This is a genomic window from Streptomyces sp. NPDC048417, assembly GCF_040651615.1.
Lineage (GTDB): Bacteria > Actinomycetota > Actinomycetes > Streptomycetales > Streptomycetaceae > Streptomyces.
Map to the genome: position 1 here is coordinate 58,056 of NZ_JBEZKI010000035.1, position 25,715 is coordinate 83,770.

Consider the following 25,715-nt stretch of genomic DNA (forward strand, 5'->3'; position numbering starts at 1 on the left):
GCTCAGGTGGACGGCACCGCTTCCCGATCCTCCACGGTGGTCAGGAAATCTCCGAGGAAGTCTTCCAGGTGCGCGAAGGAGTCCGCGCAGAAGAGAACCGGCTGGAATTTCTCGACCTGGTATTCCTGCCCGATCATGGCCGGCAGGTCCAGTGGCTTGATCTCGGCATTGTGGAAGTGTTCCATCTCGCCGGGCGAGGACAAGAGACTGGCGCCGCAGCCCCTGATCTTCCCGTCCTCCCGCACAAGGCCGTATTCCACCGTGAACCAGAAAACCCGCGACACCTCCTTCACCGCCGCCTGGCCGGTGAGCCGCCGCACCGCCCGTCCAAAGAGCTCGTACATCTCGGCCCAGCGCCGGTCGCACAGGTGGGTACCATGGCCGACTATCTCGTGGATCATGTCCGGTTCCGGCGAAAAGCGCGGAAAGGAGGAATGCCGGATGTACTGCGTGGCCAGAAATAGACGGCTCGCCAGGGACCCGTAGAACTCCCTGATCCCGACCAGCCCCGCGGCCGGCGCGAACACGAATCCGGTCTCCCGCCTGAGCACCTCGGACACCTCGCCGAGCTGGGGAATCCGCTCGCTGGGCAGGGCCAGCCGGTCGGCCGCCGCCAGATACTCCCGGCACGCGTAACGCTCGTGCCGGATGGCGAGATCGGCATTGATCAGCCGCCAGATGCCCTGCTCCTCCTCGGTGTATCCGACCACCGGAACCGGTTGCCCGAGGCGGTAGGACAGCGCCTGCTTCGCTATTCGGGCACGGTGTTCCCGGTATTTTTGGTCATGATACCCGGGATGATCCGGAGAGAACTCCACCCATACTTTTCCTTGCTCCTCCCTGACCAACGGAGAATACAGAGTCGCCCGGTCAGCCATCGCCCCTACCGCCCCTCCACGGACCAGATAATTCTGTCTTCGAGAGATGATACGCATTCAACGAGTCCATGCCATCCTCGAAAAATTCAGGTCGGGTACGACGACATATTCAGGAGACACCGTGACAGAGTCCGTGACACATCCCGCTCAGGTGGGGGACATCGGCCGCAGTCCCGTGTGGGAGGTGAGCCGCGCACCCGACGACCTGGCCGATCCGCACTTCTACACCGACGGCCGCCATCTGGAGATCTGGCGCGCGGCACGCCGTGTCCATCCCGTCGCCTGGACCGAATCGGGCCAGGGTGGTGTCTGGTCGGTGACCACCCACGGGGAGGGACTGCGGGTGCTGAAACAGCCCGCGGTGTTCAGGTCCGGCCTGGGCATGCGTCTGGGCAGTGACCCCGCCGCGGTCCGGGCGGCCTCGGACCGGATGCTCGTGGTGTCGGACGGAGAACGCCACCGGGCCCTGCGCTCCGCGCACTCCTCCTGGTTCACGCCCAGGGCGGTCGCCGCGCTCAGGCCCATGCTGCAACGGCGTCTGGACGCCGCCCTGCGGGAGCTCCTGGCCCGCGGCACCCCCTTCGACGCGGTCGCCGAACTGGCCGTACGGATCCCCACCTGGGTGCTTTTCGACATGATGGGCGTCGCGGGCGAGGACTGGGAGGAACTGGCCCGGATGACGGACCGGGCGTTCGACGACAGCGACGGCGATCCGGCCGCGAGGGCCGCCCGCACCGAGGCGCACACCGAGATCTTCGGCTACTTCGCGGACCTGCTCGACCAGCGCCGCGAGTGCCCCGGCCAGGACATCGTGACCTCGCTGATACAGGCACGTCCCGGAGGCAGGCCCCTGAGCGACGAGGACGTCATCCTCAACTGCGACGGGCTGATGAACGGCGGGCTGGAGACCACCCCCCACGCCGTCTCGGGAGCCCTGCTGGCCCTCGCGCAGCATCCACGGGCCTGGGAGAGGCTCAAGGAACGACCGGATCTCGTCGACAGCGCGGCCGAGGAAATCCTCCGCTGGACCTCGCCCCCCACCCACGCCATGCGGATCGCCACCGAGGACACCGACCTGGGCCCCGCTCGGATCCGCCGCGGCGACAGGGTCGTGATCTGGTTCCCGTCCTGCAACCGGGACGAGAGCGTCTTCGACGACCCGGACACGTTCCTGATCGACAGGAGCCCCAATCCGCACATCAGCTTCGGGGCCGGCCCCCATCACTGCATCGGCTCGGCACTCGCCCGGCTGGAGGTGCGCTGTGTGCTGGAGGCACTGCTGCGCCGGGTCCGCACCATCGAGGTGGCCGGCGAACCCGTCCGGCGGGCGTCGAACTTCCTGCACGGGCTGGCGCATCTGGAGGTGCGTCTGACACCGGAGGACCGGGCGTAGTGGCGGGCCTCCTCGTCGAGTTGGCCGATCCGGCCGGCGGCACGTCCTGCACGGTCGACGTGGAGAGCGGTCAGGAGGTCACCTTCGGCAGCGGTTCCGTCGGTGAACCGGTGGACATCCTGCTCGACGACTCCGCCACCGAGCCGCTCGCCGGGCGCATCCGGGCCACCGCGGACTACTGGCTCGTCACCAACCTGAGCCAGGTGTTCAGTTACGTGGTGCAAAACGACGACGACCAGGGAGAATACGTACGCGTGCCGCCTCGTCGGCTGAACATGCCGATCCCCTTCACCCGGGCGAGGCTCGCACTGCCCTCGGCCGGGGGGCTGTCCTCACTGACGGTCACCGCCCAGCCGCCCGCCTACGTCGGCGAGCCGGCCGACCCGGACGACCAGAAGCCGGCCGCGTTCTCGCTGGACGAGCGGGCCAAGTACTTTCTTGTCCTGGTCGCCCTGTGCGAACCGCGACTGCGCGGCGCGTCGACGCCCACGATCCCCAGCACCCCCGAGATCGTGAGGCGGTTGCGGAAGCAGCGGACGTGGAGGGGCATCACGGGGTCCGCCGTCAACTTCCACATCGACTACCTTGCCCGGCGCAAGCTGCGGGTCCGGGACGAGGAGATCCCGGGGACAGGCGTACGGGTGAACTGGCAACGTGAGGCGGTGGTGTCGACGGCACTCAGATTCGGACTGGTGACGAAGGAGCATCTGGCGCTGCTGGGGCCACGCTGACCCACCCGCGCCCCGGTATCGAGAAGCGCCACCGGTGCCCGGCGACCTGATCCGGACGGCAGGCCCGGATTCACCAGGCGTAGGCTTCCGGGGCAGCGCCGCCGGGGCCCGGGAACAGGGCGTCGAGTTCCGCCAGTTGCTCGCCGGTCAGCTTCAGCCGCGTGGCCGACAACGACTGCTCGAGCTGGGCGAGGGTCCGCGGACCGGTGATCGGAGCCGTCACAGCGGGCTGGTGCAGCAGCCAGGCCAGGGCTACTCGCGAGGGGTCCTGGCCCAGGTCGGCGCACCACTTCTTGTACGCCGCCAGCTTGTCCCGGTGCCGCTCCAGCGACCTGCGGGTCTTCGGCTCCGCGGCGCGGCCGACGGCCTTGCCCTCGTGTCCGTGGCTGACGGCGAGGAGTCCGCCTTGCAGCGGGCTGTAAGGAAGAAAGCCGATCCCGTGCGCCTCGCAGGCGGGTAGCACCTCCAACTCGACCGTGCGCTCCAGGAGGCTGTAGGGCGACTGCTCGCTGACCAGCCCCAGGAGGTTGCGGCTCCGGGCCTCCTGCTGGGCGGTCACCAGGTGCCAGGCGGCGTGGTTGGACGAGCCGACGTACAGCACCTTGCCCTGTGCGACGAGGATCTCCAGGGCCTGCCAGATCTCCTCCCAGGAGGTGCTCCGATCGACGTGGTGCAGTTGGAGCAGGTCGATACGGTCGGTGCGCAGCCGCCGCAACGACTCCTCGCAGGCCTGCCGAATGTGCAGCGCGGACAGCCGGTTGGTGTTGGGCCCGCGGCCCATCGGGCCGTACATCTTCGTGGCCAGCACGACCTTGTCCCGCCGGGAGGGATCCTGCTCGAACCACCGGCCGATGATCTGCTCGGTGATCCCCTCCCCGAGCTTCCATCCGTAGATGTCGGCCGTGTCGAACAGGGTGACGCCCGCCTCCAGTGCCCGGTCCATGATCTGGTAGGCGTCCGCTTCCGGAGTCACCGGGCCGAAGTTCATCGTCCCCAGTCCCAGTCGGCTCACCATCAGGCCCGCGCGTCCGAGGTTCGTGTACTTCACTGGCACTCCCGCTTCTCACTACTCCACCGCGACGATGCGCCGGTCGGCGTGCACAACACTGTCTGCTGGTCAAGGGAGCGATGAACAAACGGCCATCAGGCTATCCAGGCGTCCCATCCAGCACCAGAGTGGATATTCAGCCGACATGCGGCCGTCCGCCGCCCCCCTCGGGCACGTCGCTCTGAAGGCTCGGAAGAGCGGCGTCATCCCCCCGCGCCGAGCGGGCGAACACCCTGGCAAAGGGAGGCGGCCCCCAAGGACGGCTTCCACGGGCTGCGGCACACCCGTGCCTCGATCACGTTGGAGGCCGGGGAGTCCGTCATGACGTCGGCGCGGTGGCTCGGGCACTCCTCGCCTGCGATCACCCTCGGTTACTATGCTCACTTCATGCCGGAGGCCGGAAGCAAGGGGCGCACCGCCATCGACGGACTGCCTGGGGAGCGGAGAGATCGGGACGCCGGTCGAAACTCCCCGGATTCTTCCCAGGCCCGTTGACGGTTGATTTCCGCTGCTGCCTTCCTCCCGGCTCGACCGTGGGACTGCAAGGCTGAAGAGATGGGTGGCCTGGGGAAATGCTGCAAGAGGTCACCGTGACCCGCTACATCACGCCCCTGCGTGAGGGTGGCTCGCTGCCGGGGCTCGTCGAGGCCGACGACTTCGGGACGTACGTCATGAAGTTCACCGGCGCGGGGCAGGGCCGAAAGACGCTGGTCGCCGAGGTCGTCTGCGGTGAACTCGCCCGCCGGCTCGGGTTCCGGATGCCCCGTCTGGTCACCGTCGAACTGGACCCGGTGCTGGGGCTCGGCGAACCCGAGCAGCAGGTGCAGGACCTGCTGCGGGGCAGCGGCGGCACCAACCTCGGCATGGACTTCCTCTCCGGCGCCCTCGGCTTCGACCCGCTCGCCTTCACGGTGAGCCCCGAGGAGGCCGGGCGGATCGTCTGGTTCGACGCGCTGATCAACAACGTCGACCGCTCCTGGCGCAACCCCAACCTGCTGACGTACCGCGGCGACCTGTGGCTCATCGACCACGGCGCCACCATGATCTGGCAGCACAACTGGCCCGCCGCCGAGGCCTCCGCCGCCCGCCCCTACGACGCCGCCGACCACGCGCTGAGCGGATTCGCCCCCGATGTCCGGGCGGCCGCAGCCGAGTTGGCGCCCCGGGTCACCGAGGACCTGCTCGCCGAGGTCACCGCCGAGATCCCCGACGTCTGGCTCGCCGACGAGCCCGGCTTCGACACCCCCGACGACCTGCGGCGGACCTACGCCCGGCCGCTGCTCGCCCGGGCCGCCGTCATCCATGAGCGCATCACCGGCGTCGAGCCCCGCACCCAGGGAGCCAAGTGAGCCAGACCCATATCCAGGTGGCCGGACATGTGACCGAGCGCCACATCACCCGGGACGGCCAGGGCGGCGACCGGGACGTCTTCGAGTACGCCCTGCTGCGTGTCGTACCCCGCGTGGAGCGCGGCGAGTGCATCAACGCGGGCGTGATCGTCTACTGCCGGGCCAAGGCCTACGTCGGCGCCCGCACCCATCTCGACGAGGCCCGGCTGCTGGCCCTTGACCCGGACGCGGACGTGGCCGGGGTGCGGGCCGCGCTCGGGGCGGTCGAGGGCGTCTGCGCGGGCGGGGAGGCGGCGGGGCAGGCGGCCGGCGACGACCCGGGGCGGCGCTTCCGCTGGCTCGTGGCGCCCCGCTCGACGGTCGTGCAGCCCGGCCCCGTGCACACCGGTCTCACCCTCGATCCGGCGGCCGAGACCGAGCGGTTGCTGGACCTCCTGGTGAGGTAATGGATCACACCCGCGTGGTGTGACGTTGACACCGCGTGCCAGGGCTTCTAGCGTCACGTCTACTGAAGGTACTAAGCGGTCGCTCACCGCAGGGCGGGCTCCGTGAGCGGGCTCACTCGATCAGTTCTCTCAAGGGCGAGGAGACACAGGAATGTCCACCACAGAGCAGCGGGTCGCGGTCGTCACCGGTGCCGCACGCGGGATCGGCGCCGCCACCGCCGTACGGCTGGCCGCCGAGGGCCGCGCGGTCGCCGTGATCGACCTCGACGAGGCCGCCTGCAAGGACACCGTGGAGAAGATCACCGCGGCCGGCGGCAAGGCGATCGCGGTCGGCGCCGACGTCTCCGACGAGGCCCAGGTCGCCGCCGCGATCACGCGGGTCGTCGAGGAGCTGGGCGCCCCGACCATCCTGGTCAACAACGCCGGCGTGCTCCGCGACAACCTGCTGTTCAAGATGTCCGCGTCCGACTGGGACACGGTCCTGAACGTGCACCTGCGCGGCTCCTTCCTGATGACCAAGGCCGTCCAGCAGCACATGGTCGAGGCCGGCTGGGGCCGAGTCGTCAACCTGTCCTCCTCCTCGGCGCTCGGCAACCGCGGCCAGGCCAACTACTCCGCCGCCAAGGCCGGTCTGCAGGGCTTCACCAAGACCCTCGCCATCGAGCTCGGCAAGTTCGGCATCACCGCCAACGCCGTCGCCCCCGGCTTCATCGCCACCGAGATGACCAAGGCCACCGCCGAGCGCGTGAAGATGGGCTTCGAGGAGTTCAAGGCCGCCGCCGCCACCCAGATCCCGGTGCAGCGTGTCGGTGAGCCCGAGGACATCGCCAACGCCATCGCCTTCTTCACGAACGAGGCGGCCGGCTTCGTCTCCGGCCAGGTGCTGTACGTGGCCGGCGGACCGCTGGACTAGCGGGCACCAAGGACTTACCAGGGACTATCGAGGATCATCGACATGACTGAACTGCCCGAGCTGTCCGGCAAGGTCGCCATCATCACCGGCGCCAGCCGCGGCATCGGCTACGGCGTCGCCGAGGCGCTGATCGCCCGCGGCGACCGGGTCGCCATCACCGGCCGCAACGAGGACGCCCTCAAGGAGGCCGTCGAGAGCCTCGGCTCCGAGCGGGTCATCGGCATCGCCGGCAAGGCCCACGACCTGGCCCACCAGAGCGAGGTCGTCGAGCGCACCATGGAGGTCTTCGGCCGCGTCGACTTCCTGGTCAACAACGCTGGCACCAACCCGGTCTTCGGCCCGATCGCCGACGTCGACCTGGACGTGGCCCGCAAGGTGTTCGAGACCAACGTGGTCTCGGCCCTCGGCTTCGCCCAGAAGACCTGGCACGCCTGGCAGAAGGACAACGGCGGCGCCATCGTCAACATCGCCTCCGTCGCCGGTCTGTCGGCCTCGCCGTTCATCGGTGCGTACGGCATCAGCAAGGCCGCGATGATCAACCTGACCCAGCAGCTGGCGCACGAGTTCGCGCCGGGCGTCCGGGTCAACGCGATCGCCCCCGCGGTCGTCAAGACCAAGTTCGCCGAGGCCCTGTACGAGGGCCGGGAGGCGGAGGCCGCCGCGGGCTACCCGCTCAAGCGGCTCGGCGTGCCCTCCGACATCGGCGGCGCGGCCGCGTTCCTGACCTCGGAGCAGTCCGACTGGGTCACCGGCCAGACCCTCGTGGTCGACGGCGGCATCTTCCTCAACGCCGGCGTGGCCTGACGGCACCACAGATCGTCCGGACCGCCTATGGGCGTCGTTTTCGTCACAGACATTTCGTCCCAGGAACGACGGAAACGACGCCCGGACGGCCGTACAAGATCCGCACAGCTGAATGACAACGTCGTCATAGCACATTCGATCAACGCCCGTGTTTCCGGGGCGGTTCAAGGAGGACAACGCTGCGGTATGGTCTGCCGCCGACCCCTGGTATGGCGGATCGAGGAGCGAGCGCGTGTTCAACCGGAACCGAGGTCTTCGAAGAGTGGCCGCTGTCGCGTCCGTATCCCTGGTGGCCGGCTGCGGTGTGTTCGGCGGCAGCGGTACGGATGACAGCGGGCCGATCGTCGTCGGGACCACCAGCGCCCCCAGCACCCTCGATCCCGCGGGGTCCTGGGACGGCTCCTGGGAGCTGTTCCGGAACATCTACCAGACCCTGCTCGCCTACCCCAACGGCGCCACCACCCCGCAGCCCGACGCCGCCGAGAACTGCGCCTTCACGGACTCCGGCAACCGCACCTACCGCTGCGAACTGCGCTCCGGCCTGAAGTTCGCCGACGGCGACCCGCTCGACGCGGAGGCCGTCAAGTACTCCATCGACCGGATCCGGACCATCAACGCGCCCAGCGGACCCGCCGGACTGCTCGGCAGCCTCGACCGGGTGCAGGCGCTCGGCGACCGCGAGGTGGTCTTCCACCTCAACAAGACCGACGCCACCTTCCCGTTCGTGCTCGCCACCCCGGCCATGTCGATCGTCGACCCCGACGACTATCCCGCGAGGTCGCTGCGCAAGGACGACTCGGTGTACGGCTCCGGGCCGTACACCCTCAAGTCCTACGACGACGACAAGCGGGCCGAACTCGTCCGCAACGACCGCTACCAGGGCTTCGCCGACCGGCAGAACGACGCGGTGACCATCCGCTACTTCCAGGACTCGGCCACCATGGTCAAGGCCCTGCGGTCCGGGGACATCGACGTCACCTACCGTGGCCTCGCCGCCTCCGACATCGTCGCCCTTCAGGCGCACACCGACACCGACCTGCAACTGGTCGACGGCACCGGCACCGACATCAGCTACCTGGTGTTCAACCCCGCCGACCCGTGGGCCAAGCAGCCCGCCGTGCGCAAGGCGGTGGCCCAGATCGTCGACCGCTCCGCGATCGCCCACAAGGTCTACAAGGGCACCGTCGACCCGCTCTACTCCATGGTCCCGGCGGGACTCACCGGCCACACCACCGGCTTCTTCGACGACTACGGCGACCCCAGCACCTCCAAGGCCCGCAAGATCCTCGCCGACGCCGGCGTCACCCAGAAGGTCCCGCTCACCCTCTGGTACACCACGGACCGGTACGGTTCCGAGACCGCCCGGATGTTCCAGGAACTCAAGCAACAGCTGGACGACTCCGGGCTCTTCACCATCACCTTGAGAAGCCGGCCCTGGAAGACCTATGTCGTCGGTTACCAGAAGGGCGAGTACCCGGTGTTCGGGCGCGGCTGGTTCCCGGACTTCCCCGACGCGGACAACTTCATCGCCCCGTTCGTCGGCGAGCAGAACGCGCTCGGGACGCCGTACCCGTCCCCCGTGATCACCGGCAAGCTGCTGCCCCAGTCGCGCACCGAGAGCGACCGCGGCGAGGTCGTCAAGCAGTTCGAGGAGGCCCAGCAGATCCTCGTCAACGACGCCCGGCTGGTCCCGCTGTGGCAGGGGCGGCAGTACGTCGCGGCCAGCGACGACATCTCCGGCGGCGAGCAGGCGCTCGACCCGTCGACGATCATGATGATGTGGGAGCTGCACCGCAAGACCAGCTGGTGACCCGGTGTGCGAGGGCGATTGTCAGTGGCCGCCTGTAGGTTCTTGGGCATCAGCAGGAACTGCAAGTGACCGTACATCGTGAGGACGTTGACGTGACCGACATCGCCATGCTGCCCGAGTCCTGGCGTGGGGTTCTGGGCGACGAACTGCAGCAGCCCTACTTCAAGGAGCTGACCGAGTTCGTCGAGGAGGAGCGGGCGAACGGCCCTGTCTACCCGCCGCGCGAGGAGGTCTTCGCCGCGCTGGACGCCACGCCGTACGACCAGGTCAAGGTGCTGGTCCTCGGCCAGGACCCGTACCACGGCGAGGGCCAGGGCCACGGTCTGTGCTTCTCCGTCCGCCCCGGCGTGAAGACCCCGCCGTCCCTGCGGAACATCTACAAGGAGATGAAGGAGGAGCTGGGCTGGGAGGAGACGCCGGACAACGGCTACCTGATGCCGTGGGCCCAGCAGGGCGTGCTGCTGCTCAACGCGGTGCTCACGGTCCGTGCCGGTGAGGCCAACTCCCACAAGAACAAGGGCTGGGAGAAGTTCACGGACGCGGTGATCCGCGCGGTCGCCGAGCGGCCCGACCCGGCGGTCTTCGTCCTCTGGGGCGGGTATGCGCAGAAGAAGGTCCGGCTGATCGACGAGACCCGGCACGTGGTGGTCCAGGGCGCCCACCCGTCCCCCCTGTCCGCGAAGAAGTTCTTCGGCTCCCGCCCGTTCACCCAGATCAACGAGGCGGTCGCGGAGCAGGGCCACCAGCCGATCGACTGGCGCATCCCGAACCTGGGCTGAGCGCGCGGGGCGGGGCTGCCGGGCCCACGGGGGGTGTCGGCTGACGGGGGCATCGGATCGATGGGGCATCGCATCGGATCGACGGGGGGCGGGGCGGCCGGGGCGGTCCCACGCGGTGCGGGTGGTGGGTGGGGGTGGTCGCCCGTGGGGCGGGCTGGTGGGCGCGGCGGTCTTGCGCGCTGAGTGAACGGCGGTCCGGTCCGGCGCGGGACGCCGGGGGGCGGTGGTCCCGTGTGGTGTGGGTCGCTCGGGCGGGGAGCCGGCGGTGCCTGGGAACACGCTGGTTTCGGGGTGGGTCGGATGGCGCTGAGGGGCCCCGGGGGCGGTTAGCGTCGTCGGAGACAGCGGAGAGCTCGGAGGACGTGGTGGCGGAGCGACAGGAACGCACGGCACCCGATGCCGTGCTCACACGGATCGGGCAGGTCGTGATGCTGCACCACGCCGGGGACCGTGAGGAGGCCCGTCGCCGGCTGCTCGACCTGTGGGCGGAGCTCGGCGAACACGGCGAGCCGTTGCACCGCTGCACCCTGGCCCACTATCTGGCCGACACCCAGGACGACCCGTCCGACGAACTCGCCTGGGATCTGAGGGCGTTGTCGGCGGCGGACGAGGCGGAGGGAGCCGAGGGGCTGCGCGGTTTCTACCCCTCGCTGCATCTGAACCTCGCCGCCGACTACGTCAAGCTCGGCCGCACCGAGGCCGCCCGCACCCATCTGCGCCGGGCCCGCGGCGCGGCCGCCGCCGCCCTCGGCGACGACGGGTACGGCGACGGAGTGCGGGCCGCGATCAGTCGCCTGGAGCTGCGGCTGGGGGAGGACGACACGCCGGACGGCGACTCCTGGGGCCCACCACGGCAGCGGCCGAACTAGCGCCGCGACAGGCATCGGTCGCCCCGTCGCGACGCCCGACAGGCCCTCTCGCCGCACCGGCCGAAAGCTCGAGTACATCCCGTACGAGGGCTTCCGTCCGGCACTCCCCCAGCCTCCGGCCGGGGGGGGACCCCCAGAGAACGCGCCGGACGCCGCTCCTGCACGGGCAGACGTCGCCTGCCGCGGCACTGGCGACGGTCCGGTCGGTCACCGTGCACCGCACCCTGGCCGGCGCCTCCTCAACGCCCGTACGTCTGCTCGCAGATCCGCGCCTGCGGGCTGTCCGTGCGCCAGCCGCCGTACTGCCTGCCGAGGGCGCACACGTCCGGGGCCTTCGGCGCGGGCCCGGGGAGCTCGGGGATGTCGGTCCCCGGGCCGCGGGTCCGCTGCGGGTGCGGGTGGGGATGCGGGGCGGCCCCGCGCGGGGCGGGGGTCCGGTGGTGGGCCGGGGGAGGGGGCGCCGGGGCGTGGGCGGCGGTCGGCGTGGCCCGGTGGGCCGGGCGGGACGGGCCGACCATCTCCAAGGCCTCCTTGACCGGCGCCTGCACCACCCGGGGCTCGGCGGTCCCGTCCGGGCGGGGCACCGACGGCTGCGAGGGCGCCGTACCGGGCGGCGGGCCGGGCGCCGCCGGACGCTGGACCGTCACGCAGCCGGAGAGGGCCGAGACGGTCACGGAGACCAGAAGCGCTGCGGTGGTGGTCGTTCGATGCACCCGGGCAACTCTGCTGGGTCCGCACGGAGGTTGACACCGCCGACGGGAGTTTGGTGCCCCGCACGGGTGATCTCGTGCCCCGTACGGGGGACCGGCGGGTGCGAGGCTGACGTCAGTCGCCGGTCGCGCCGTCGATACGCTCCCGGATCAGGTCGGCGTGGCCGTTGTGCCGGGCGTACTCCTCGATCATGTGGCTGTGGATCCAGCGCAGGCTGATCTGCTTCCCGGTGCGGCGGTGGCGGCCCTTGGAGAGGTCGTCCAGGCTGAAGTCGGCCGCGTTGCGCCGGGCGGCCTGGATCTCGGCCTGCCAGCTCGCGTACGCCTCCTGCCAGGTGTCCGCCTCGCCGAAGTGGAACTCGCCGTCCGGTTCCTCCTCGCTCCAGTAGAGCGGGGGCGCCGCCTCGTCGGCGAGAATCCTGCGGTACCAGGACCGCTCCACGTCGGCCATGTGCCGCACCAGCCCCATGAGGGACAGCGGGGACGGCTCCACGGAGGCGATGGCGAGCTGGGCGTCGGTCAGGCCCGCGCACTTCATCGCGAGGGTCTGCCGGTGGAACTCCAACCAGCCCTCCAGCATGGCGCGTTCGCCGGCGTCGGAGGCGGGAATACGGCGTTCGGTCGTCATGCCCGGCATCCTCGCCCACGGAGCCCGATCCCACCACGGAATATCGGCCCGTATGCTTCCGGACAGGTACGTAGGCAACCGCGAGGGGAGCGTCAGTGAAGGTCGGCTGCATCGGACTCGGCGACATCGCGCGGAAGGCGTATCTGCCGGTGCTGGGCGCGCAGCCGGGCCTCGAACTCCATCTCCAGACCCGCACCCCGGCCACCCTCACCGACGTCGCCGACAGCCTCCGGCTGCCCGCCGACCGTCGGCACGCGACCCTCGACGACCTCCTCGCCCAGGATCTCGACGCCGCCTTCGTGCACGCGCCCACGGTCGCCCACCCCGAGATCGTCACCCGGCTCCTGGAGGCGGGCGTACCGACGTACGTCGACAAGCCCCTCGCCTACCGCTTCGCCGACTCCGAGCGCCTTGTGGCGCTCGCCGAGGCGCGGAACGTGTCGCTGTTCGTCGGCTTCAACCGGCGCCACGCCCCCGGTTACGTCCAGTGCGCCGACCACCCGCGCGAGCTGATCCTGATGCAGAAGAACCGCGTCGGGCTGCCCGAGGAACCCCGCGCGATGATCCTCGACGACTTCATCCATGTCGTCGACACCCTCCGCTTCCTCGCCCCCGGCCCGGTCGACGACATCACCGTCCGCGCCCGCGTCGCCGAGGGCCTGCTGCACCACGTGGTCCTGCAACTGTCCGGGGACGGCTTCACCGCGCTCGGCGTGATGAACCGGCTCAGCGGCTCGGCGGAGGAGATCCTGGAGGTCTCCGGGCAGGACACCAAGCGACAGGTCCTCAACCTCGCCGAGGTGATCGACCACAAGGGGCAGCCGACGGTCCGGCGGCGCGGCGACTGGGTGCCGGTCGCCCGGCAGCGCGGCATCGAACAGGCCGTGCTCGCCTTCCTCGACGCCGTCCGCGCCGGCAAGGTGCTCAGCGCCCGGGACGCACTGGCGACTCATGAGCTGTGCGAGCAGGTGGTACGAGAGGTTCGGCGGCACTCCGGCGCAGCCTGACCGCCCGCAGCCCCTCGCTCAGACAGAAGCCGGCCAGCACCAGCAGCGCGCCGTCCACCGTCCAGTCCCCGTACCGCACGAACGGTGTGACACCGCGGGCGATCGGCACCTCGTACACCTGTGCCCTGCTGGCGTCCGTGCCCAGCCACGGACCCAGCCGCTGCCCGTCCGGGCCGTACACCGCGGAGACGCCGGTCAGCGTGGCGTGGACCATGGTGCGGCCGGTCTCGGCGGCCCGCAGAGCGGCCAGCGAGGCGTGCTGTTCGGGGGCCCAGCTGTGCTGGAACGACGAGGTCGAGGTCTGGCCTATCAGCACCTCGGCGCCGTCCTGGGCGAGATGCCGGCTCATGTCGGGGAAGGCGGTCTCGAAGCAGACCATGGGGCCGATCCGCAGCCCGTGGCCGACGTTCATCACCACCTGCTCGGTGCCGCGGCGCCGGTCCTCGCCGGCCGCCTTGCCGACCGAGGTGGCCCAGCCGAGCAGGGAACGGGCCGGTATGTACTCGCCGAACGGGACCAGCCGCATCTTGTCGTACCGGTCCCCGGTCGGGCCGTCCGCGCCCACCAGGAGGGAACTCTTGTAGATGCCGGGTCGGTCGGAGCGCCGGGCGTCCACGTTGACCAGGATGTCCGCGCCGGTCTCCCGGGAGAGGGCGGCGATCCGCCGGGCGAGGTCGGGCCGGTCACCGAGGTCGTACCCGACGCTGCTCTCGCCCCATACGATCAGGTCGGGGCGCTGCCCGGCCAGTTGCCGGGTCAGCTGCTCCTCGCGGGCGAAGCGCCGGTCACCGCTGTCGGTGCCGTCGACGATACCGGGCTGTACGACGGCGATACGGACATGGCCGTCGACGTCCGGGCGCGGTGACCACGCCCAGGCGGCGGAGGTCGCGGCGGCCGTGGCCACCAGCGAGGCCACCGCGGGCACCCGCGCCTCGCGCACGCAGACGAGCACGGTCAGCGCCACATTGACGGCCACGACCAGGAAACTCAGCAGCCACACACCGCCCACGGAGGCCAGCCGCAGCGCGGGCGTCACCTGCCACTGGGTGGCGCCGAGCATGCCCCACGGCCCGCCCAGCCCCTGCCAGGACCGCACCAGTTCCACCATCAGCCAGCCCGACGGCAGCACCAGCACCGCGGTCGCGGCCCGCCCCGGCGACGGCGTCCCGCCCAGCAGTCGGCGCGTCAGCAGGCCCCAGGGCGCCCAGAGCACACTCAGCAGGCCGGCGATCAGGAAGATGAAGACGTGCAGGCTCGGCAGCAGCCAGTGGTGCACGGCGACCATGAACCCGAACCCGCCGCTCCAGCCGTCGTAAGCCGCCCGCCGCCCGGTCGGCGCCGAGCGCGCCAGGAGCAGCCAGGGGACCAGGGCGACGTAAGCGAACCACCACAGCGACGGTGCCGGAAAGGCCAGTACGGGCAGCGCGCCCGCGAACGCCGCCGCGCAGGAACGCCGCCACGGGGAGGTGAGCCAGCGCTCGACGGTCCTCATGCATCGCCTCCTGCCTGCGGGTCCTTCCAGTGTGCGGGACCGGCGGGGAGCTCCGACAGGGGGCAGGGGCGCGGGGTCAGTCCGGTACGGCCGTCGCGCGCTGGTCGCTCATCCTGCGCCACTTCTCCTCGACGACCACCTGGCGCAGCCGCCAGCCGTCCCGGGTGCGCAGGAACGCGAAGGCGTAGCGGCCGCCGCACACGAAGTCCGGGGCGGTGGAGGCGCCGTCGGCGCCGGCGAACCGCATGGGGTTGATGTAGTCGGCCTGGAGGTGGGCGGTGTCCCCGGCGTCGTGCTCCAGGATCCCGAACCGCACCTGACGGTTGACGATCAGGTGCTGCCGCATCGAGAACAGGGTCAGGCTCTCCGAGAGCCATCCGGCCACCTGTCCGGCATCCCCCTCGATCCCGCCGGCCGACCGGTAGTCGGCCCGCCCGTCCGCGGTGAACAGTCTCCGGTACGCCGTCCAGTCACCGTCGTCGACGGCCACCGCGTAGTCGGTGACCAGTCCGTCCACGGCCAGCCGGTCCATCACGGTCGCGAGCTCCACGCGCTGCGTCATCGGCTCAGTGTTGGGTACGGGGCGAGCACAGCCAAGAGGTGTGGGCGATATGCGGGTGATATTCGGTGATGTTCGAACCGAACCGGTCCCGATCTCGGTCACATGTGCGGCCGGTGGGCCCAACAAGAACGTGAGTTCGGCGAAATCCTCGGACGTCCTTGGGGAGGACACGAGGACGGCCTCACGTGGGAGATCGTCGGCCCGTATGCCGGGGCATTGAGGCCGGTGAGGTTGTGGCGCCCGGAAGCCTCGTCCGGCCGCGTCAGGTCTGCGATTCGGTCGTTGTCAAGACCTGCGGCCGGGAGTCGCGCCGACCCAGTGGTGATAGGCGTCCACGTCGACGTTGCTGCCGCACACGATGGTGACCACGTGTCGGCCGGCGAAGCGGTCGCGGTCTTCGAGGATCGCTGCGATGCCGAGCGCGGCCGACGGTTCGACGACGAGGCCGGCGTGGTCGAGGAGCATCCGCATACCGGCGGTGATGGACGCCTCCTGGACCAGGACGGCGTCGTCGGCGACCAGGAGGAGATCGTCCAGGACGGCCGGGACGGGACGCCGGCCGGCGACGCCGTCGGCGATGGTGTCGGCCGAGTCGGTGGTGACGACGCGCCGCCCCCGCCACGAGAGGGTCATCGCCGGTGCGCCCAGCGGCTGGACGCAGATCACCTCGACCTCGGGTGCCAGTGCCTTCACGACATGGCCCACGCCGGTGGCCAGCGCGCCGCCGCCGAGAGCGATCAGGACGGTGTCGAACGACGGCACGGTGTCCACCAGTTCCAGGCCGATGGTCGCCGCGCCCTCGCACGTCTCGATGTCCAGGCTGTCTTCGAGCAGCCGGATGCCGTCGTACCGCGCGATGGCCGCCGCCCGCTCGCGAGCCATCTCGTGGTCGCCGTCCACCAGTTCCAGCCTGGCGCCCAACGCGCGGATGCGGTCGAGCTTGGCCACAGTCGCACAGCGGGACGCCACGACAGTCACCCCGAGCCCCCGGCCGCGACCGGACCAGGCGAGGGCCAGGCCAAGATTGCCCGCACTGGCGCACACCACGTCTCGCGAGCCGTTCTCGGCGAGCAGGCTCGCGACCACTTCGGTACCGCGGGCCTTGAAACTGCGCACCGGGTTCGCCGTTTCGAGCTTGATGCTCACCGTGCACCCGAGGCCGGGCTCCAGCGCCTCGCAGCGGTACAGCGGGGTGTCGAGGAAAACCGGGTCGATCAGCCGGCGGGCCGCCCGGATCCGAGCAGTGTCGAGGCGCGTCTTCTGCACGACGCAGCAGCGTAGTGCGCGTGACAGTTCACGTCCTGTGAAGCAACGGGGCAGTTCGGCTGCCGGAGCTTGGGAACGTTCGATCTGTCGGGACGGGTTCGCGCGGGGGCCGCGGAGTGCCTGCCTGCCCCACCGGGTTCAGTCGTAAGATCATCGCTCGGTCGGTCTCAGGAGGCTCGTATGGCACGTCCCGTCACGGTCGTCACCGGTGGGAGCCGCGGTATCGGCGCGGCGACCTGCCTGCGGCTCGCGGCCGACGGGCATGATCTCGTGATCGGCTACGTCCGGGACGCGGGCGCCGCCGAGACGGTCGCGGAGGGGGTGCGTGCGGGCGGGGCGCGTTGTGTTGTCGTAGCGGTGGACACGGCGGTGGAGGCGGATGTCGAGCGGCTGTTCGACACGGCGGAACGGGAACTGGGTGCCGTCACCGGGCTGGTCAACAACGCCGCCGTGACCGGGCCGCTGGGACGGCTCACGGACGTGGACAGCGCCGATCTGCGGCGGGTCGTCGAGGTCAATCTGCTGGGTACGCTGCTGTGTTCACGGCGGGCCGCCCGGCTGATGGCGGAGCGCGGGAACGGCGCGATCGTGAACGTGTCCTCGGCGGCGGCCACGCTCGGCAGCCCTGGCGAGTACGTGCACTACGCCGCGACCAAGGCGGCCGTCGACGCCCTGACCGTGGGCCTCGCCAAGGAGCTCGGACCGGACGGGGTGCGGGTCAACGCGGTCGCGCCCGGAGCCGTCGACACCGACATGCACGCGGCGATGGGCGACCCAGGACGGGCCCAACGGATCGGCGCCGCAGTGCCGTTGGGGCGGGCCGGCCGGCCGGAGGAGATCGCCGCCGCCATCGCCTGGCTGCTGTCGCCGGAGGCCTCCTACACGACGGGCGCGGTGCTGCGGGTCTCCGGCGGGCGCTGAAACCCGGCGCCGGGTCAGGCCGCCTCGATGATCCGCCCGCGGATCGCCTCGGCCCACTCGACCACCAACAGCTCGTACTCCGACCGCTCCTGGGCCGACAGGGTTCCGCCCGCACGCAGCCACAGCGCCCGGATGTGCTCGTTGACCTCGGCAGCAGACCGCGCGGAACCAGGGGTTCGGGAATCGGGGGACATACCGAACAGCGTAGGGGCAAGAACTGACCGTGCGCTACCAGGCGGCTACGCAGACCGTATGGGGTTGGTCACGGGCGATACGGCGGGCGGGGCGCCGAGCCTTGGCATTTGCCGGGTGGGTGGTCGCGACACGGATACGGCGGTACGCCCCTGCCCTGGCCTTCGCCCTCACCGGAGCCGGTACGACGCCCCCAAAGCCCGGTAAGAATACGGGCGTTGGGGGTTGGCCGAGATAAGCCGCCCAACCGCGCCCGCACCAGGAACGACCGCCCCCGCGCTCACGCCGTAGTAATTCCCCAGCAGCGCTCACCCCGTCGCCCCATGCCGGAGGGACGTTCGGACCGTCGTCCTCTGTCCGGGGGAGGCGCACACCGTCGTCTTCCGCCCGGGGGGCTGCACCGCCATCTCCCGGGGCCCGGGGCGCTCACGCCCCCATCCCCAAAGGCCTGGGGCGCTCACACCTCCATCCCCGGGGCCCGGGGCGCTCACACCATGGTCGTCGCGGAAGCAAGCAACGCCAGCTTCTCGGCGCTGTCCGTGTCCGGGGCCGGGTGGTAGATGACGAGGGTCTGGCCGGTCGTGCCGGTGACGGTCAGGCGTTCGCGGTTCAGGCGCAGGCGGCCGACCTGGGGGTGGTCGATGTGTTTGGCCGCGCCCTCGCAGGCGGCCACGTCGTGGCGGGCCCAGAGTCGGCTGAAGTGGGGGCTCGCGAGGGAGAGTTCACCGATGAGGTCGATGACGCGCGGGTCGTCCGCCTCCGTCCCGACGGACCGGCGGAAACCGGCGATCATGCCGGCGCCCGCGTTCGCCCAGTCCGGGTGGAGGGCCTGCTCGGCGGGGTCGAGGAAGGTGTCCCGCAGCCGGTTGGCGCCGACCGTGAGACGCGGTGACAGCGCGGTCGCCAAGGCGTTCACGGCGAGCACGTCGAAGTAGCGGCCCTCGACGAGCGCGGGCAGCGGAAGGGCGGCGACCAGCTGGGCGATGCCGGGCGGGACCGTCTCCTTGCGTCGGCGCCGCCGCCGGCGGCGGCGGGGCTCTGCGGCGCCGAGGCTCAGCAGATAGGCCGTCGCGGCCTCGTCGAGGCGCAGCACCCGGGCGAGGGACTCCAGGACCTGTACGGAGGGGTTGCGGTCGCGGCCCTGTTCCAGGCGCAGGTAGTAGTCGGCGCTGATCCCGGCCAGCATCGCCACCTCCTCCCGGCGCAGGCCCGGCACCCGCCGTACCCCGAGCACGGGGATGCCGACCTGCTCGGGTGTGACGAGCTCGCGGCGGGCACGTACGTACGCGCCCAGCAGGTTCGGTTCGTCGGTCATCCCGCCACCGTAACGCGGGCCCTCGCGCCCCTGCCTGGTCCTGTCACCCCCAGGATCAGCGGGGCTCTGCCCCGGCCGGTGCCGGCGCGGAAGCATGATCGGCGACCGTCATGACCACAGTGAGGAGCGAGACAATGTCGACGTATCTGCTGGTGCACGGCGCCTGGCACAGCGGAGAGTGCTGGGAGCGGGTCGTCCCGCCCCTGACGGCGGCGGGGCACCGGGTGTTCGCGCCGTCGCTGACCGGACACGGCGAGAAAGCGCATCTGCTCGGCCCCGATGTCGGACTCGACACCCACGTCGACGACGTCGTGGGGCTGATCACGGACGAGGGCCTCACCGATGTCGTACTCGTCGGACACAGCTACGCGGGGCTGGTCGTCTCGTCCGTCGCCAACCAGGTCCCCGACCGTGTCGGGCACCTGGTGTATCTCGACGCGATGGTCCCGCGGGACGGCGAGAGCGCCGCCGACGTCCAGCCCGTGAGCCGGGTCCTGATCGAGCGCGCCCTGTCCTCCGACAGCGGCTGGCGGGTCCCGGCGCTGCCCGAACTGCCGCCGCCGCATGGCCTGTTCGGGGTGACCGAGCCGGCGGACCTGGCCTGGCTGCGCGGGATGCTGACCGACGAGTCGGTGCGTTGCCTCCAGCAGCCGGTGGGGCTGGACAACCCGGCCGTGCACACGATCCCCCGGACCCACATCCACTGCGTCGCCGACGTACCGGAAGGCATAGTCCGCCGCCCGGTCCCCGCGACGGAGCAGGTGTGGCGACTGCCCACCGGCCACGACTGCATGATCACCATGCCGGCGGAGCTCGCGGAACTCCTGCTCAAGCTCGGCTGATCCCGAGGGCGATATTCGCTGTGCCGGGGAGGTGCGAGGCCGTAGCCTGCCCGGATGACGGACCAGCACGAGCGCGCGGTACAGGCGGCCATCGACGGGGAGCTGCGGCTTCGCGACCCCGAGGTGCGCGCCTCCCCGGAGCTCGTCCTGGAGCTTCTCGACCCGGAGTTCACCGAGATCGGGGCGTCCGGCCGCCGCTGGGACGCGGTGTCGATCCTCACGGTGACCAGCGGAGGTTCGGTGTCCGCGGAGTCGCCGGTCCAGGTGAGCGAGATGTCCGGGACCCTGCTCGCACCCGGCGTCGTCCACCTGACGTACTTCGCGGACAACCAGGGGCGCCGGGTCCGGCGCAGTTCCCTGTGGCGGCTGACGGAGACCGGCTGGCGTTTGTACTTCCACCAGGGCACTCCGGCCGCCTGACGTACCGCCTGACGTATCGCCTGACGTACCGCCTGACGTACCGGCCGAGGGACTAGCCGGCCGACTCCGCCGCGTGCGGGCTCAGCACGTCCGCCGAGACCAGGGCGATGATCACGATGCCGAGGGCGATGCGGTACCAGACGAACGGCATGAAGCTCTTGTTGGAGATCCACTTCATGAACCAGGCGATGACCGCATAGCCGGACGCGAAGGCGATCACGGTCGCGAACAGGGTCGGGCCCCACGCCACGTGGCCCTCGCTCACCGAGTCCTTGACCTCGAAGGCGCCGGAGGCCAGTACTGCCGGGATGGCGAGCAGGAAGGAGTAGCGGGCCGCCGCCTCGCGCTTGTAGCCCATGAACAGGCCGCCGCTGATGGTGGCGCCGGAGCGGGAGACGCCCGGGATCAGGGCGCACGCCTGGCAGAGGCCGTAGATCAGGCCGTCCTTCACGCTCAGGTTCTCCAGCGTCTTGCGCTGCTGCGGCGCCCGGTGCCGGCCGCCCGTCTCGTCGCGGGCGGCCAGCCGGTCGGCGACGCCGATGACGATGCCGACGACGATGAGCATGGTCGCCGTGATGCGCAGATCGCGGAACGGACCCTCGATCTGGTCCTTGAGCGTCACACCCAGCAGGCCGATCGGGATCGAGCCGACGATCACCAGCCAGCCCATCTTGGCGTCGTGGTCGCGTCGCATCGCCTTGTCGAACAGCGACCGGAACCAGGCCGAGACGATCCGCCCGATGTCCTTGCGGAAGTAGATCAGCACCGCGGTCTCCGTGCCGATCTGGGTGATCGCCGTGAAGGCCGCGCCCGGGTCCTTCCAGCCGGAGAAGGCCGCGGTCAGCCGCAGATGCGCACTGGAGGAGACGGGCAGGAACTCGGTCAGCCCCTGGACGAGTCCGAGGATCAGCGATTCAAACCAAGACATGAAGGTACGGCGTCCCAGGGGTGAGAGAGGGGCTGGCGGGCGCGCGGGCGCGCGTGATCACGCGTGTGCAACGGCAGCGTAGCGGGCCGCGGTGACAGTGCGGACACAGGGGTTCGGCGGGTGGACAGGAGCGAGGAGGGTGTTGACCGGCCTGGGTACCGCCGCTTACGTTTCCCCAGGAGAAAGCGCTTGCTCCCGCACATCGGGGTGCGTGTGCGGCGCACGTCGGGCGACGGTTCGCGCCCATAGCCGATCCCCACCCCGAGGAGTGCTGATCACGTCCATGCCCCGCACGCCCCTGCCACCCCCTTCTGGCGCTCCCTTCACCGGCCGCCGCATCCGGGCCGCCGTCGTCGGCGCCGGCGCCATCGGGCGCGGTTCCCATCTGCCCGCGCTCGCCCGGCTGGCCGCGGAGGGCGAGACCGAGGTGGTCGCCGCCGTCGACATCGATGCCACCGCCGTCGAGGCGTTCCGCGCCGAGGCCGGCATCCCGCACGCCTACACCGACCTGGACCGGATGCTCGCCGAGCAACGCCCCGACCTGGTCACCATCGGCACCCCGCCGACCCTGCACCGGGACCAGACGGTGGCGGCGCTGCGGGCCGGCGCCTGGGTGTGGTGCGAGAAGCCGCCGGTGCCGTCCCTCGCCGACTTCGACGCGGTCGAGGCGGAGGAGGGCACCGACGGCGGGCCGTACGCCTCGATCGTCTTCCAGCACCGGTTCGGCTCCGCCTCCACCCATGTGCGTCGGCTGCTGGCCGAGGGGGCGCTGGGGCGTCCGCTGGTCGCCCACTGCCAGACCACCTGGTACCGGGACACCGCTTACTACGCCGTGCCCTGGCGCGGCCGCTGGGCCACCGAGGGCGGCGGCCCGGCGATGGGCCACGGCATCCACCAGATGGACCTCCTGCTCGACCTGCTCGGGCCGTGGAGCGAGGTGCGGGGCATGGCAGGCCGACTGGTGCACGACGTGGAGACCGAGGACGTCTCCACCGCTCTGGTCCGGTTCGCAGGCGGCGCCCTGGCGACCGTCGTCAACAGCGTGCTCAGCCCCGACGAGGTCAGCCGTATCCGCATCGACTGCGAGCGCGCGACCGTCGAACTGACCCACCTGTACGGCCACTCCAACGCGAACTGGCACATCACCCCGGCCCCGGGCGTCCCCGCCGACGAGGCGGCGGCCTGGCAGGACTTCGGCCCGGACGTGCCCAGCTCGCACCTGGCCCAGCTGCGCGAGCTGATCGCCAGCATGCGCGCGGGAGAGCGGCCGCGCAGCAGCGGCGCCGACGGGCGCACCAGCCTGGAGCTGATCACCGCGCTGTACAAGTCGGCGTTCACCGACACCACCGTACGTGCGGGCGAGATCGGTCCCGGTGATCCTTATTACACGGCCCTGCACGGAGGCGCCCCGGGCTGGGCGCCGGTCGAGCGCGAGGAGGTGTCCGCGTGAGCGGTGAGCTGCGGATCACGCACACCCACGGCGACCGGATCAGTGTGACCGAGCCGGTCACCGGGGTGCAGCTCTTCGCGTACGTCTACCGGCCCGAGGCGGCCTGGGAGGCACCCAAGCCCTATCTGCACCCGATCCGCACCCTCGCCGGGGACGTCGTCACCGACTACCGACCCAACGACCACCGCTGGCACAAGGGCCTTTCCCTGACCGCCTCGCATCTGTCCGGCGCGAACCTGTGGGGCGGCAACTCCTACGTCCACGGCGAGGGTTACCTCGTCCTTCCGGAGCGCGTCGGCTCGATGCGGCACGTCGGCTTCGACGAACTGTCGTCGGCGGACGGCCGGCTGGTCGTCGCGGAGCGGCTGACCTGGCATCCGTACGAGGGGACGCTGTGGGCGCGGGAGCGGCGGCGCATCGAGGTCCATGACGTCGACCCCGAATCCGGTGCCTGGGCGCTGACCTGGTCCAGTGCCGTCACCAACGTCCGTGACGAGCCGCTCCGGTTCGGCAGCCCGACCACCGCGGGACGCGAACAGGCGGGCTACACCGGCCTGTTCTGGCGTGGTCCGCGCGCCTTCCGGGACGGCCGGATCATCGGCCCCGAGGGCGAAGGCCCGGAGCTGATGGGCTCCCAGTCGTCCTGGCTGGCCCTGTCCGGCGAGCACGACGGCGCCGACGGCTACGCCACCGTCGTCTTCGAACACGCCCCGGAGAACGACCACTCGGGTACGAGCGGCACCCACCCGGCGCACTGGTTCGTGCGCAACGACCCGTTCGCCGGCATCGCCCCTTCCTGGGCCTTCCACGACGAACTCGAACTGGCCCCGGGCGACACCCTCCGGCGCCGCTACCGGGTCGTGATCGCGAACGGCGCCTGGGAGCGCGCGGACATCGCCAAGTACCTGGAGGCACATCCGTGGTGAGCGGTGGGGCGCCCGGGTTCGCGGGGCTGCCGGGTGGGGTCGCGGTCTCGCGCCTGCGCGTGCACGACTGACCCGCCGCCGACGGTGTGCGCGGCGGAACTCCCCATCCGTACCTGGTCTGTTCGGAGGGTTACGTCGTCACCGGCGGCCGGGGTGCGGTACCGACGCTCACCACCTCCCGGTACCAGGTCACGCCGCTCACGGCCGGCACGGTCGCGGGTTCACGCCGGGCACCGTCCACGCCTCGTCAACGAGGACGACCTGCGCATCACCGTCCTGATGCGGAACAGCGGCCTCCCGGGTGACGGGGGGCGGGGAGGACGCGGTGCTGACGCTGCCGCCGCGCTACCCGACCGACCCGGAGGCGTAGGCCTCGGTGACCGCCGTCCCGGCGGACGCGCCGGAGGCCGAGCGGGAGCGGGACGCCCGCACCCGCCGTGACCTCACCCCGGAGGGCTGTCGCGCCCTCCGCGAGGCCACCGGCCCGGAGCCGCCGCCCGCCTTCCACCGGGCCGCCGCCCTTGTGCGGCCCCGGCTCGCCGACTGGCGGGCCCGCTGCGAGCGCGGCGCGCGGGCGGCAACCGATGCCACCGTCCGGGCGGCCACCGATGCCACGGGGAGCGGCTGGACCGCCTCGAGCGGGGCGATGCGGGCCACCTCGCCGACGCCGTCGTACAGGTAGAGATGGTTGGATTTTCCTACTCACAGAGTTATGGTGAGTTCGGTTTTCCTACTCACCGGTAATCGAGACTGGCAATCGAGGTCCCCACGATGCGTGACGCAGTCATCGTCGAAGCCGTACGCACCCCCGTCGGGAAGGGCAAGCCGAACGGCGCCCTGGCGCACGTCCACCCCGTCGAACTCCTCGCCCACACCCTGCGCACCCTCGTCGAGCGCTCCGGCGTCGACCCGGCCCTCATCGACGACGTGATCGGCGGTACCGTCGACCAGGTCGGCGAGCAGGCCATGAACACCACCCGGTACGCGGTGCTCTCGGCGGGCTTTCCGGAGACCGTCCCCGCGACCACCGTGGACCGCCAGTGCGGCTCCTCCCAGCAGGCCGTGCACTTCGCGGCGCAGGGGGTCATGTCGGGTGCCTACGACATCGTCGTGGCCTGCGGCGTCGAGTCGATGAGCCGGGTGCCGATGTGGTCCAACGTGCCGCCCGGCAAGGACCCCTTCGGTCCCGGCGTCGCCGCCCGCTACCCGGAGGGCCTGGTCCCGCAGGGCATCAGCGCCGAGCTGATCGCGGCGAAGTGGTCGATCAGCCGGGCGGAGATGGACGCCTTCGCGGTCTCCTCGCACCAGAAGGCCGCGGCCGCATGGGAGGCGGGGCTGTTCGACGCCGAGGTGGCGGCCCTGGAGGGGGTCGGGCGGGACGAGTCCGTGCGACCCGGCACCACCGCCGAGATCCTCGCGGGGCTCAAGCCCGCCTACTACGACCCCGGGTTCGCCGAGCGCTTCCCGGGGATCGACTGGAGCGTCACGGCGGGCAACGCCAGCCCGGTCAACGACGGTGCCTCCGCCGTGCTGATCATGGCCGGCGAGACCGCCGAGCGGCTCGGGCTGCGGCCGCTGGCCCGCCTGCACGCGTTCGCCGTGACCGGCTCCGACCCGCTGCTGATGCTGACCGGTGTGATCCCGGCGACGGAGAAGGTGCTGCGCAGGGCCGGGCTGGACCTCGGCGACATCGACCTCTTCGAGGTGAACGAGGCGTTCTCCAGCGTGGTGCTGGCCTGGCGTCAGGAGACCGGGGCCGATCTGGCCAAGGTCAACGTGCACGGTGGGGCCATCGCGCTGGGGCATCCGCTGGGGGCGAGCGGGACCCGGCTGACCACGACACTGGTGCATGCCATGCGGGAACGCGGCGCTCGCTTCGGCCTGCAGACCATGTGCGAGGCGGGTGGGCTGGCGAACGCGATGATTCTGGAAGCGGTGCGGTAGGAACCGGGCGCCTTCCGGGGCGGGGTACTGCGCCGTCTCGCGGCTGCCGCCCCGCCGTGGCTTGTCGCGCACTTCCCCGCGCCCCTTCGGGG

26 protein-coding genes and 1 pseudogene are annotated in these 25,715 nt (G+C 71.0%); 17 read left to right on the plus strand and 10 right to left on the minus strand.

The genetic code is table 11. The annotated features are described in order from the left end of the window. Positions 1-2 precede the first annotated feature (2 nt). Entirely contained in the window at positions 3-818 is an 816-nt protein-coding gene (locus AB0D59_RS41405) for a phenylalanine 4-monooxygenase (RefSeq protein WP_362576439.1), read from the minus strand. Between the two features lie 181 nt (positions 819-999). Here AB0D59_RS41405 and AB0D59_RS41410 point away from each other — a divergent pair, with 181 nt between their 5' ends. Together AB0D59_RS41410 and AB0D59_RS41415 are read left to right on the plus strand one after the other, a co-directional pair. Beyond that, positions 1,000-2,271: a cytochrome P450 gene (locus tag AB0D59_RS41410; protein WP_362576440.1), complete on the plus strand. Its 1,272-nt coding sequence runs from the start codon at positions 1,000-1,002 to the stop codon at positions 2,269-2,271. Continuing rightward, positions 2,271-3,002 (plus strand): serine/threonine protein kinase, encoded by a 732-nt coding sequence (locus AB0D59_RS41415; RefSeq protein ID WP_362576441.1) that lies wholly within the window; start codon positions 2,271-2,273, stop codon positions 3,000-3,002. Before AB0D59_RS41410 ends, AB0D59_RS41415 begins: the two co-directional genes overlap by 1 nt. Positions 3,003-3,072: 70 nt before the next feature. Here the strand turns inward: AB0D59_RS41415 and AB0D59_RS41420 are convergent, their stop codons facing one another. Then, positions 3,073-4,050: an aldo/keto reductase gene (locus AB0D59_RS41420; protein WP_362576442.1), complete on the minus strand. Its 978-nt coding sequence runs from the start codon at positions 4,048-4,050 to the stop codon at positions 3,073-3,075. A 572-nt stretch (positions 4,051-4,622) separates the two neighbouring features. On the opposite strand from AB0D59_RS41420, the gene AB0D59_RS41425 reads away from it, so the two are divergent. The 7 genes from AB0D59_RS41425 to AB0D59_RS41455 all read left to right on the plus strand — a co-directional run bounded on the left by AB0D59_RS41425 (position 4,623) and on the right by AB0D59_RS41455 (position 11,020). Beyond that, positions 4,623-5,399 (plus strand): HipA family kinase, encoded by a 777-nt coding sequence (locus AB0D59_RS41425; RefSeq protein ID WP_362576443.1) that lies wholly within the window; start codon positions 4,623-4,625, stop codon positions 5,397-5,399. A gap of 29 nt (positions 5,400-5,428) precedes the next feature. Then, positions 5,429-5,845, plus strand: coding sequence for a DUF3037 domain-containing protein (locus AB0D59_RS41430; RefSeq protein WP_362576480.1), 417 nt, complete (start codon positions 5,429-5,431; stop codon positions 5,843-5,845). Positions 5,846-5,996: 151 nt separating this feature from the next. Then, on the plus strand, positions 5,997-6,758 hold the full coding sequence (fabG, locus tag AB0D59_RS41435; protein WP_351706229.1) for a 3-oxoacyl-ACP reductase FabG: 762 nt from the start codon (positions 5,997-5,999) through the stop codon (positions 6,756-6,758). A gap of 42 nt (positions 6,759-6,800) precedes the next feature. Continuing rightward, a complete protein-coding gene (locus tag AB0D59_RS41440; RefSeq protein ID WP_362576444.1) occupies positions 6,801-7,562 on the plus strand; it encodes an SDR family oxidoreductase in 762 nt (253 codons plus the stop codon). Positions 7,563-7,794: 232 nt separating this feature from the next. Continuing rightward, positions 7,795-9,372, plus strand: coding sequence for an ABC transporter substrate-binding protein (locus AB0D59_RS41445; protein WP_362576445.1), 1,578 nt, complete (start codon positions 7,795-7,797; stop codon positions 9,370-9,372). Positions 9,373-9,464: 92 nt separating this feature from the next. Beyond that, positions 9,465-10,151 (plus strand): uracil-DNA glycosylase, encoded by a 687-nt coding sequence (gene ung, locus AB0D59_RS41450; protein WP_362576481.1) that lies wholly within the window; start codon positions 9,465-9,467, stop codon positions 10,149-10,151. A gap of 365 nt (positions 10,152-10,516) precedes the next feature. Further along, positions 10,517-11,020, plus strand: coding sequence for a hypothetical protein (locus AB0D59_RS41455; protein WP_362576446.1), 504 nt, complete (start codon positions 10,517-10,519; stop codon positions 11,018-11,020). A 239-nt stretch (positions 11,021-11,259) separates the two neighbouring features. On the opposite strand, the gene AB0D59_RS41460 is transcribed toward AB0D59_RS41455, so the two are convergent. Both AB0D59_RS41460 and AB0D59_RS41465 read right to left on the minus strand, forming a co-directional pair. Next, positions 11,260-11,733 carry a hypothetical protein gene (locus tag AB0D59_RS41460; protein WP_362576447.1) on the minus strand — a complete coding sequence of 158 codons (474 nt, stop codon included), beginning with the start codon at positions 11,731-11,733 and terminating at the stop codon, positions 11,260-11,262. A gap of 112 nt (positions 11,734-11,845) precedes the next feature. Continuing rightward, complete coding sequence (locus AB0D59_RS41465; RefSeq protein ID WP_362576448.1) at positions 11,846-12,358, minus strand: DinB family protein; 513 nt, start codon at positions 12,356-12,358, stop codon at positions 11,846-11,848. 95 nt (positions 12,359-12,453) lie between these two features. On the opposite strand from AB0D59_RS41465, the gene AB0D59_RS41470 reads away from it, so the two are divergent. After that, positions 12,454-13,365, plus strand: a complete 912-nt coding sequence (locus AB0D59_RS41470) for a Gfo/Idh/MocA family oxidoreductase (RefSeq protein WP_362576449.1) — start codon at positions 12,454-12,456, stop codon at positions 13,363-13,365. Here AB0D59_RS41470 and lnt read toward each other — a convergent pair. The 3 genes from lnt to AB0D59_RS41485 all read right to left on the minus strand — a co-directional run bounded on the left by lnt (position 13,283) and on the right by AB0D59_RS41485 (position 16,685). Next, positions 13,283-14,857: an apolipoprotein N-acyltransferase gene (lnt, locus tag AB0D59_RS41475; protein WP_362576450.1), complete on the minus strand. Its 1,575-nt coding sequence runs from the start codon at positions 14,855-14,857 to the stop codon at positions 13,283-13,285. The genes AB0D59_RS41470 and lnt overlap by 83 nt on opposite strands. A gap of 76 nt (positions 14,858-14,933) precedes the next feature. Beyond that, positions 14,934-15,419 carry a nuclear transport factor 2 family protein gene (locus tag AB0D59_RS41480; RefSeq protein ID WP_362576451.1) on the minus strand — a complete coding sequence of 162 codons (486 nt, stop codon included), beginning with the start codon at positions 15,417-15,419 and terminating at the stop codon, positions 14,934-14,936. A gap of 285 nt (positions 15,420-15,704) precedes the next feature. Continuing rightward, complete coding sequence (locus tag AB0D59_RS41485; RefSeq protein ID WP_362576452.1) at positions 15,705-16,685, minus strand: pyridoxal-phosphate dependent enzyme; 981 nt, start codon at positions 16,683-16,685, stop codon at positions 15,705-15,707. A gap of 180 nt (positions 16,686-16,865) precedes the next feature. Here AB0D59_RS41485 and AB0D59_RS41490 point away from each other — a divergent pair, with 180 nt between their 5' ends. Continuing rightward, entirely contained in the window at positions 16,866-17,606 is a 741-nt protein-coding gene (locus tag AB0D59_RS41490; protein WP_362576453.1) for an SDR family oxidoreductase, read from the plus strand. 14 nt (positions 17,607-17,620) lie between these two features. Here AB0D59_RS41490 and AB0D59_RS41495 read toward each other — a convergent pair whose 3' ends face one another. Then, a complete protein-coding gene (locus tag AB0D59_RS41495; protein ID WP_046727191.1) occupies positions 17,621-17,800 on the minus strand; it encodes a hypothetical protein in 180 nt (59 codons plus the stop codon). Between the two features lie 485 nt (positions 17,801-18,285). Continuing rightward, positions 18,286-19,113: a helix-turn-helix transcriptional regulator gene (locus AB0D59_RS41500; protein WP_362576454.1), complete on the minus strand. Its 828-nt coding sequence runs from the start codon at positions 19,111-19,113 to the stop codon at positions 18,286-18,288. Between the two features lie 134 nt (positions 19,114-19,247). Between AB0D59_RS41500 and AB0D59_RS41505 the strand changes: the two genes are divergently transcribed. Both AB0D59_RS41505 and AB0D59_RS41510 read left to right on the plus strand, forming a co-directional pair. Then, positions 19,248-19,955: an alpha/beta hydrolase gene (locus AB0D59_RS41505; protein WP_362576455.1), complete on the plus strand. Its 708-nt coding sequence runs from the start codon at positions 19,248-19,250 to the stop codon at positions 19,953-19,955. Between the two features lie 54 nt (positions 19,956-20,009). Next, positions 20,010-20,375: a DUF4440 domain-containing protein gene (locus AB0D59_RS41510; protein WP_362576456.1), complete on the plus strand. Its 366-nt coding sequence runs from the start codon at positions 20,010-20,012 to the stop codon at positions 20,373-20,375. Positions 20,376-20,427: 52 nt separating this feature from the next. Here AB0D59_RS41510 and AB0D59_RS41515 read toward each other — a convergent pair whose 3' ends face one another. After that, the gene (locus AB0D59_RS41515; protein WP_362576457.1) at positions 20,428-21,303 is read right to left on the minus strand and encodes an undecaprenyl-diphosphate phosphatase; all 876 of its coding nucleotides are present in this window, start codon (positions 21,301-21,303) and stop codon (positions 20,428-20,430) included. Between the two features lie 283 nt (positions 21,304-21,586). On the opposite strand from AB0D59_RS41515, the gene AB0D59_RS41520 reads away from it, so the two are divergent. The 4 genes and pseudogenes from AB0D59_RS41520 (at position 21,587) to AB0D59_RS41535 (ending at position 25,623) form a co-directional block, all read left to right on the plus strand. Further along, complete coding sequence (locus AB0D59_RS41520; RefSeq protein WP_362576458.1) at positions 21,587-22,753, plus strand: Gfo/Idh/MocA family oxidoreductase; 1,167 nt, start codon at positions 21,587-21,589, stop codon at positions 22,751-22,753. Continuing rightward, entirely contained in the window at positions 22,750-23,679 is a 930-nt protein-coding gene (locus AB0D59_RS41525) for a PmoA family protein (RefSeq protein ID WP_362576459.1), read from the plus strand. Before AB0D59_RS41520 ends, AB0D59_RS41525 begins: the two co-directional genes overlap by 4 nt. 86 nt (positions 23,680-23,765) lie before the next feature. Beyond that, a pseudogene (locus AB0D59_RS41530) lies at positions 23,766-24,423 on the plus strand (cupin). Between the two features lie 27 nt (positions 24,424-24,450). Continuing rightward, positions 24,451-25,623, plus strand: a complete 1,173-nt coding sequence (locus tag AB0D59_RS41535; RefSeq protein ID WP_362576460.1) for a thiolase family protein — start codon at positions 24,451-24,453, stop codon at positions 25,621-25,623. Positions 25,624-25,715 lie beyond the last annotated feature (92 nt).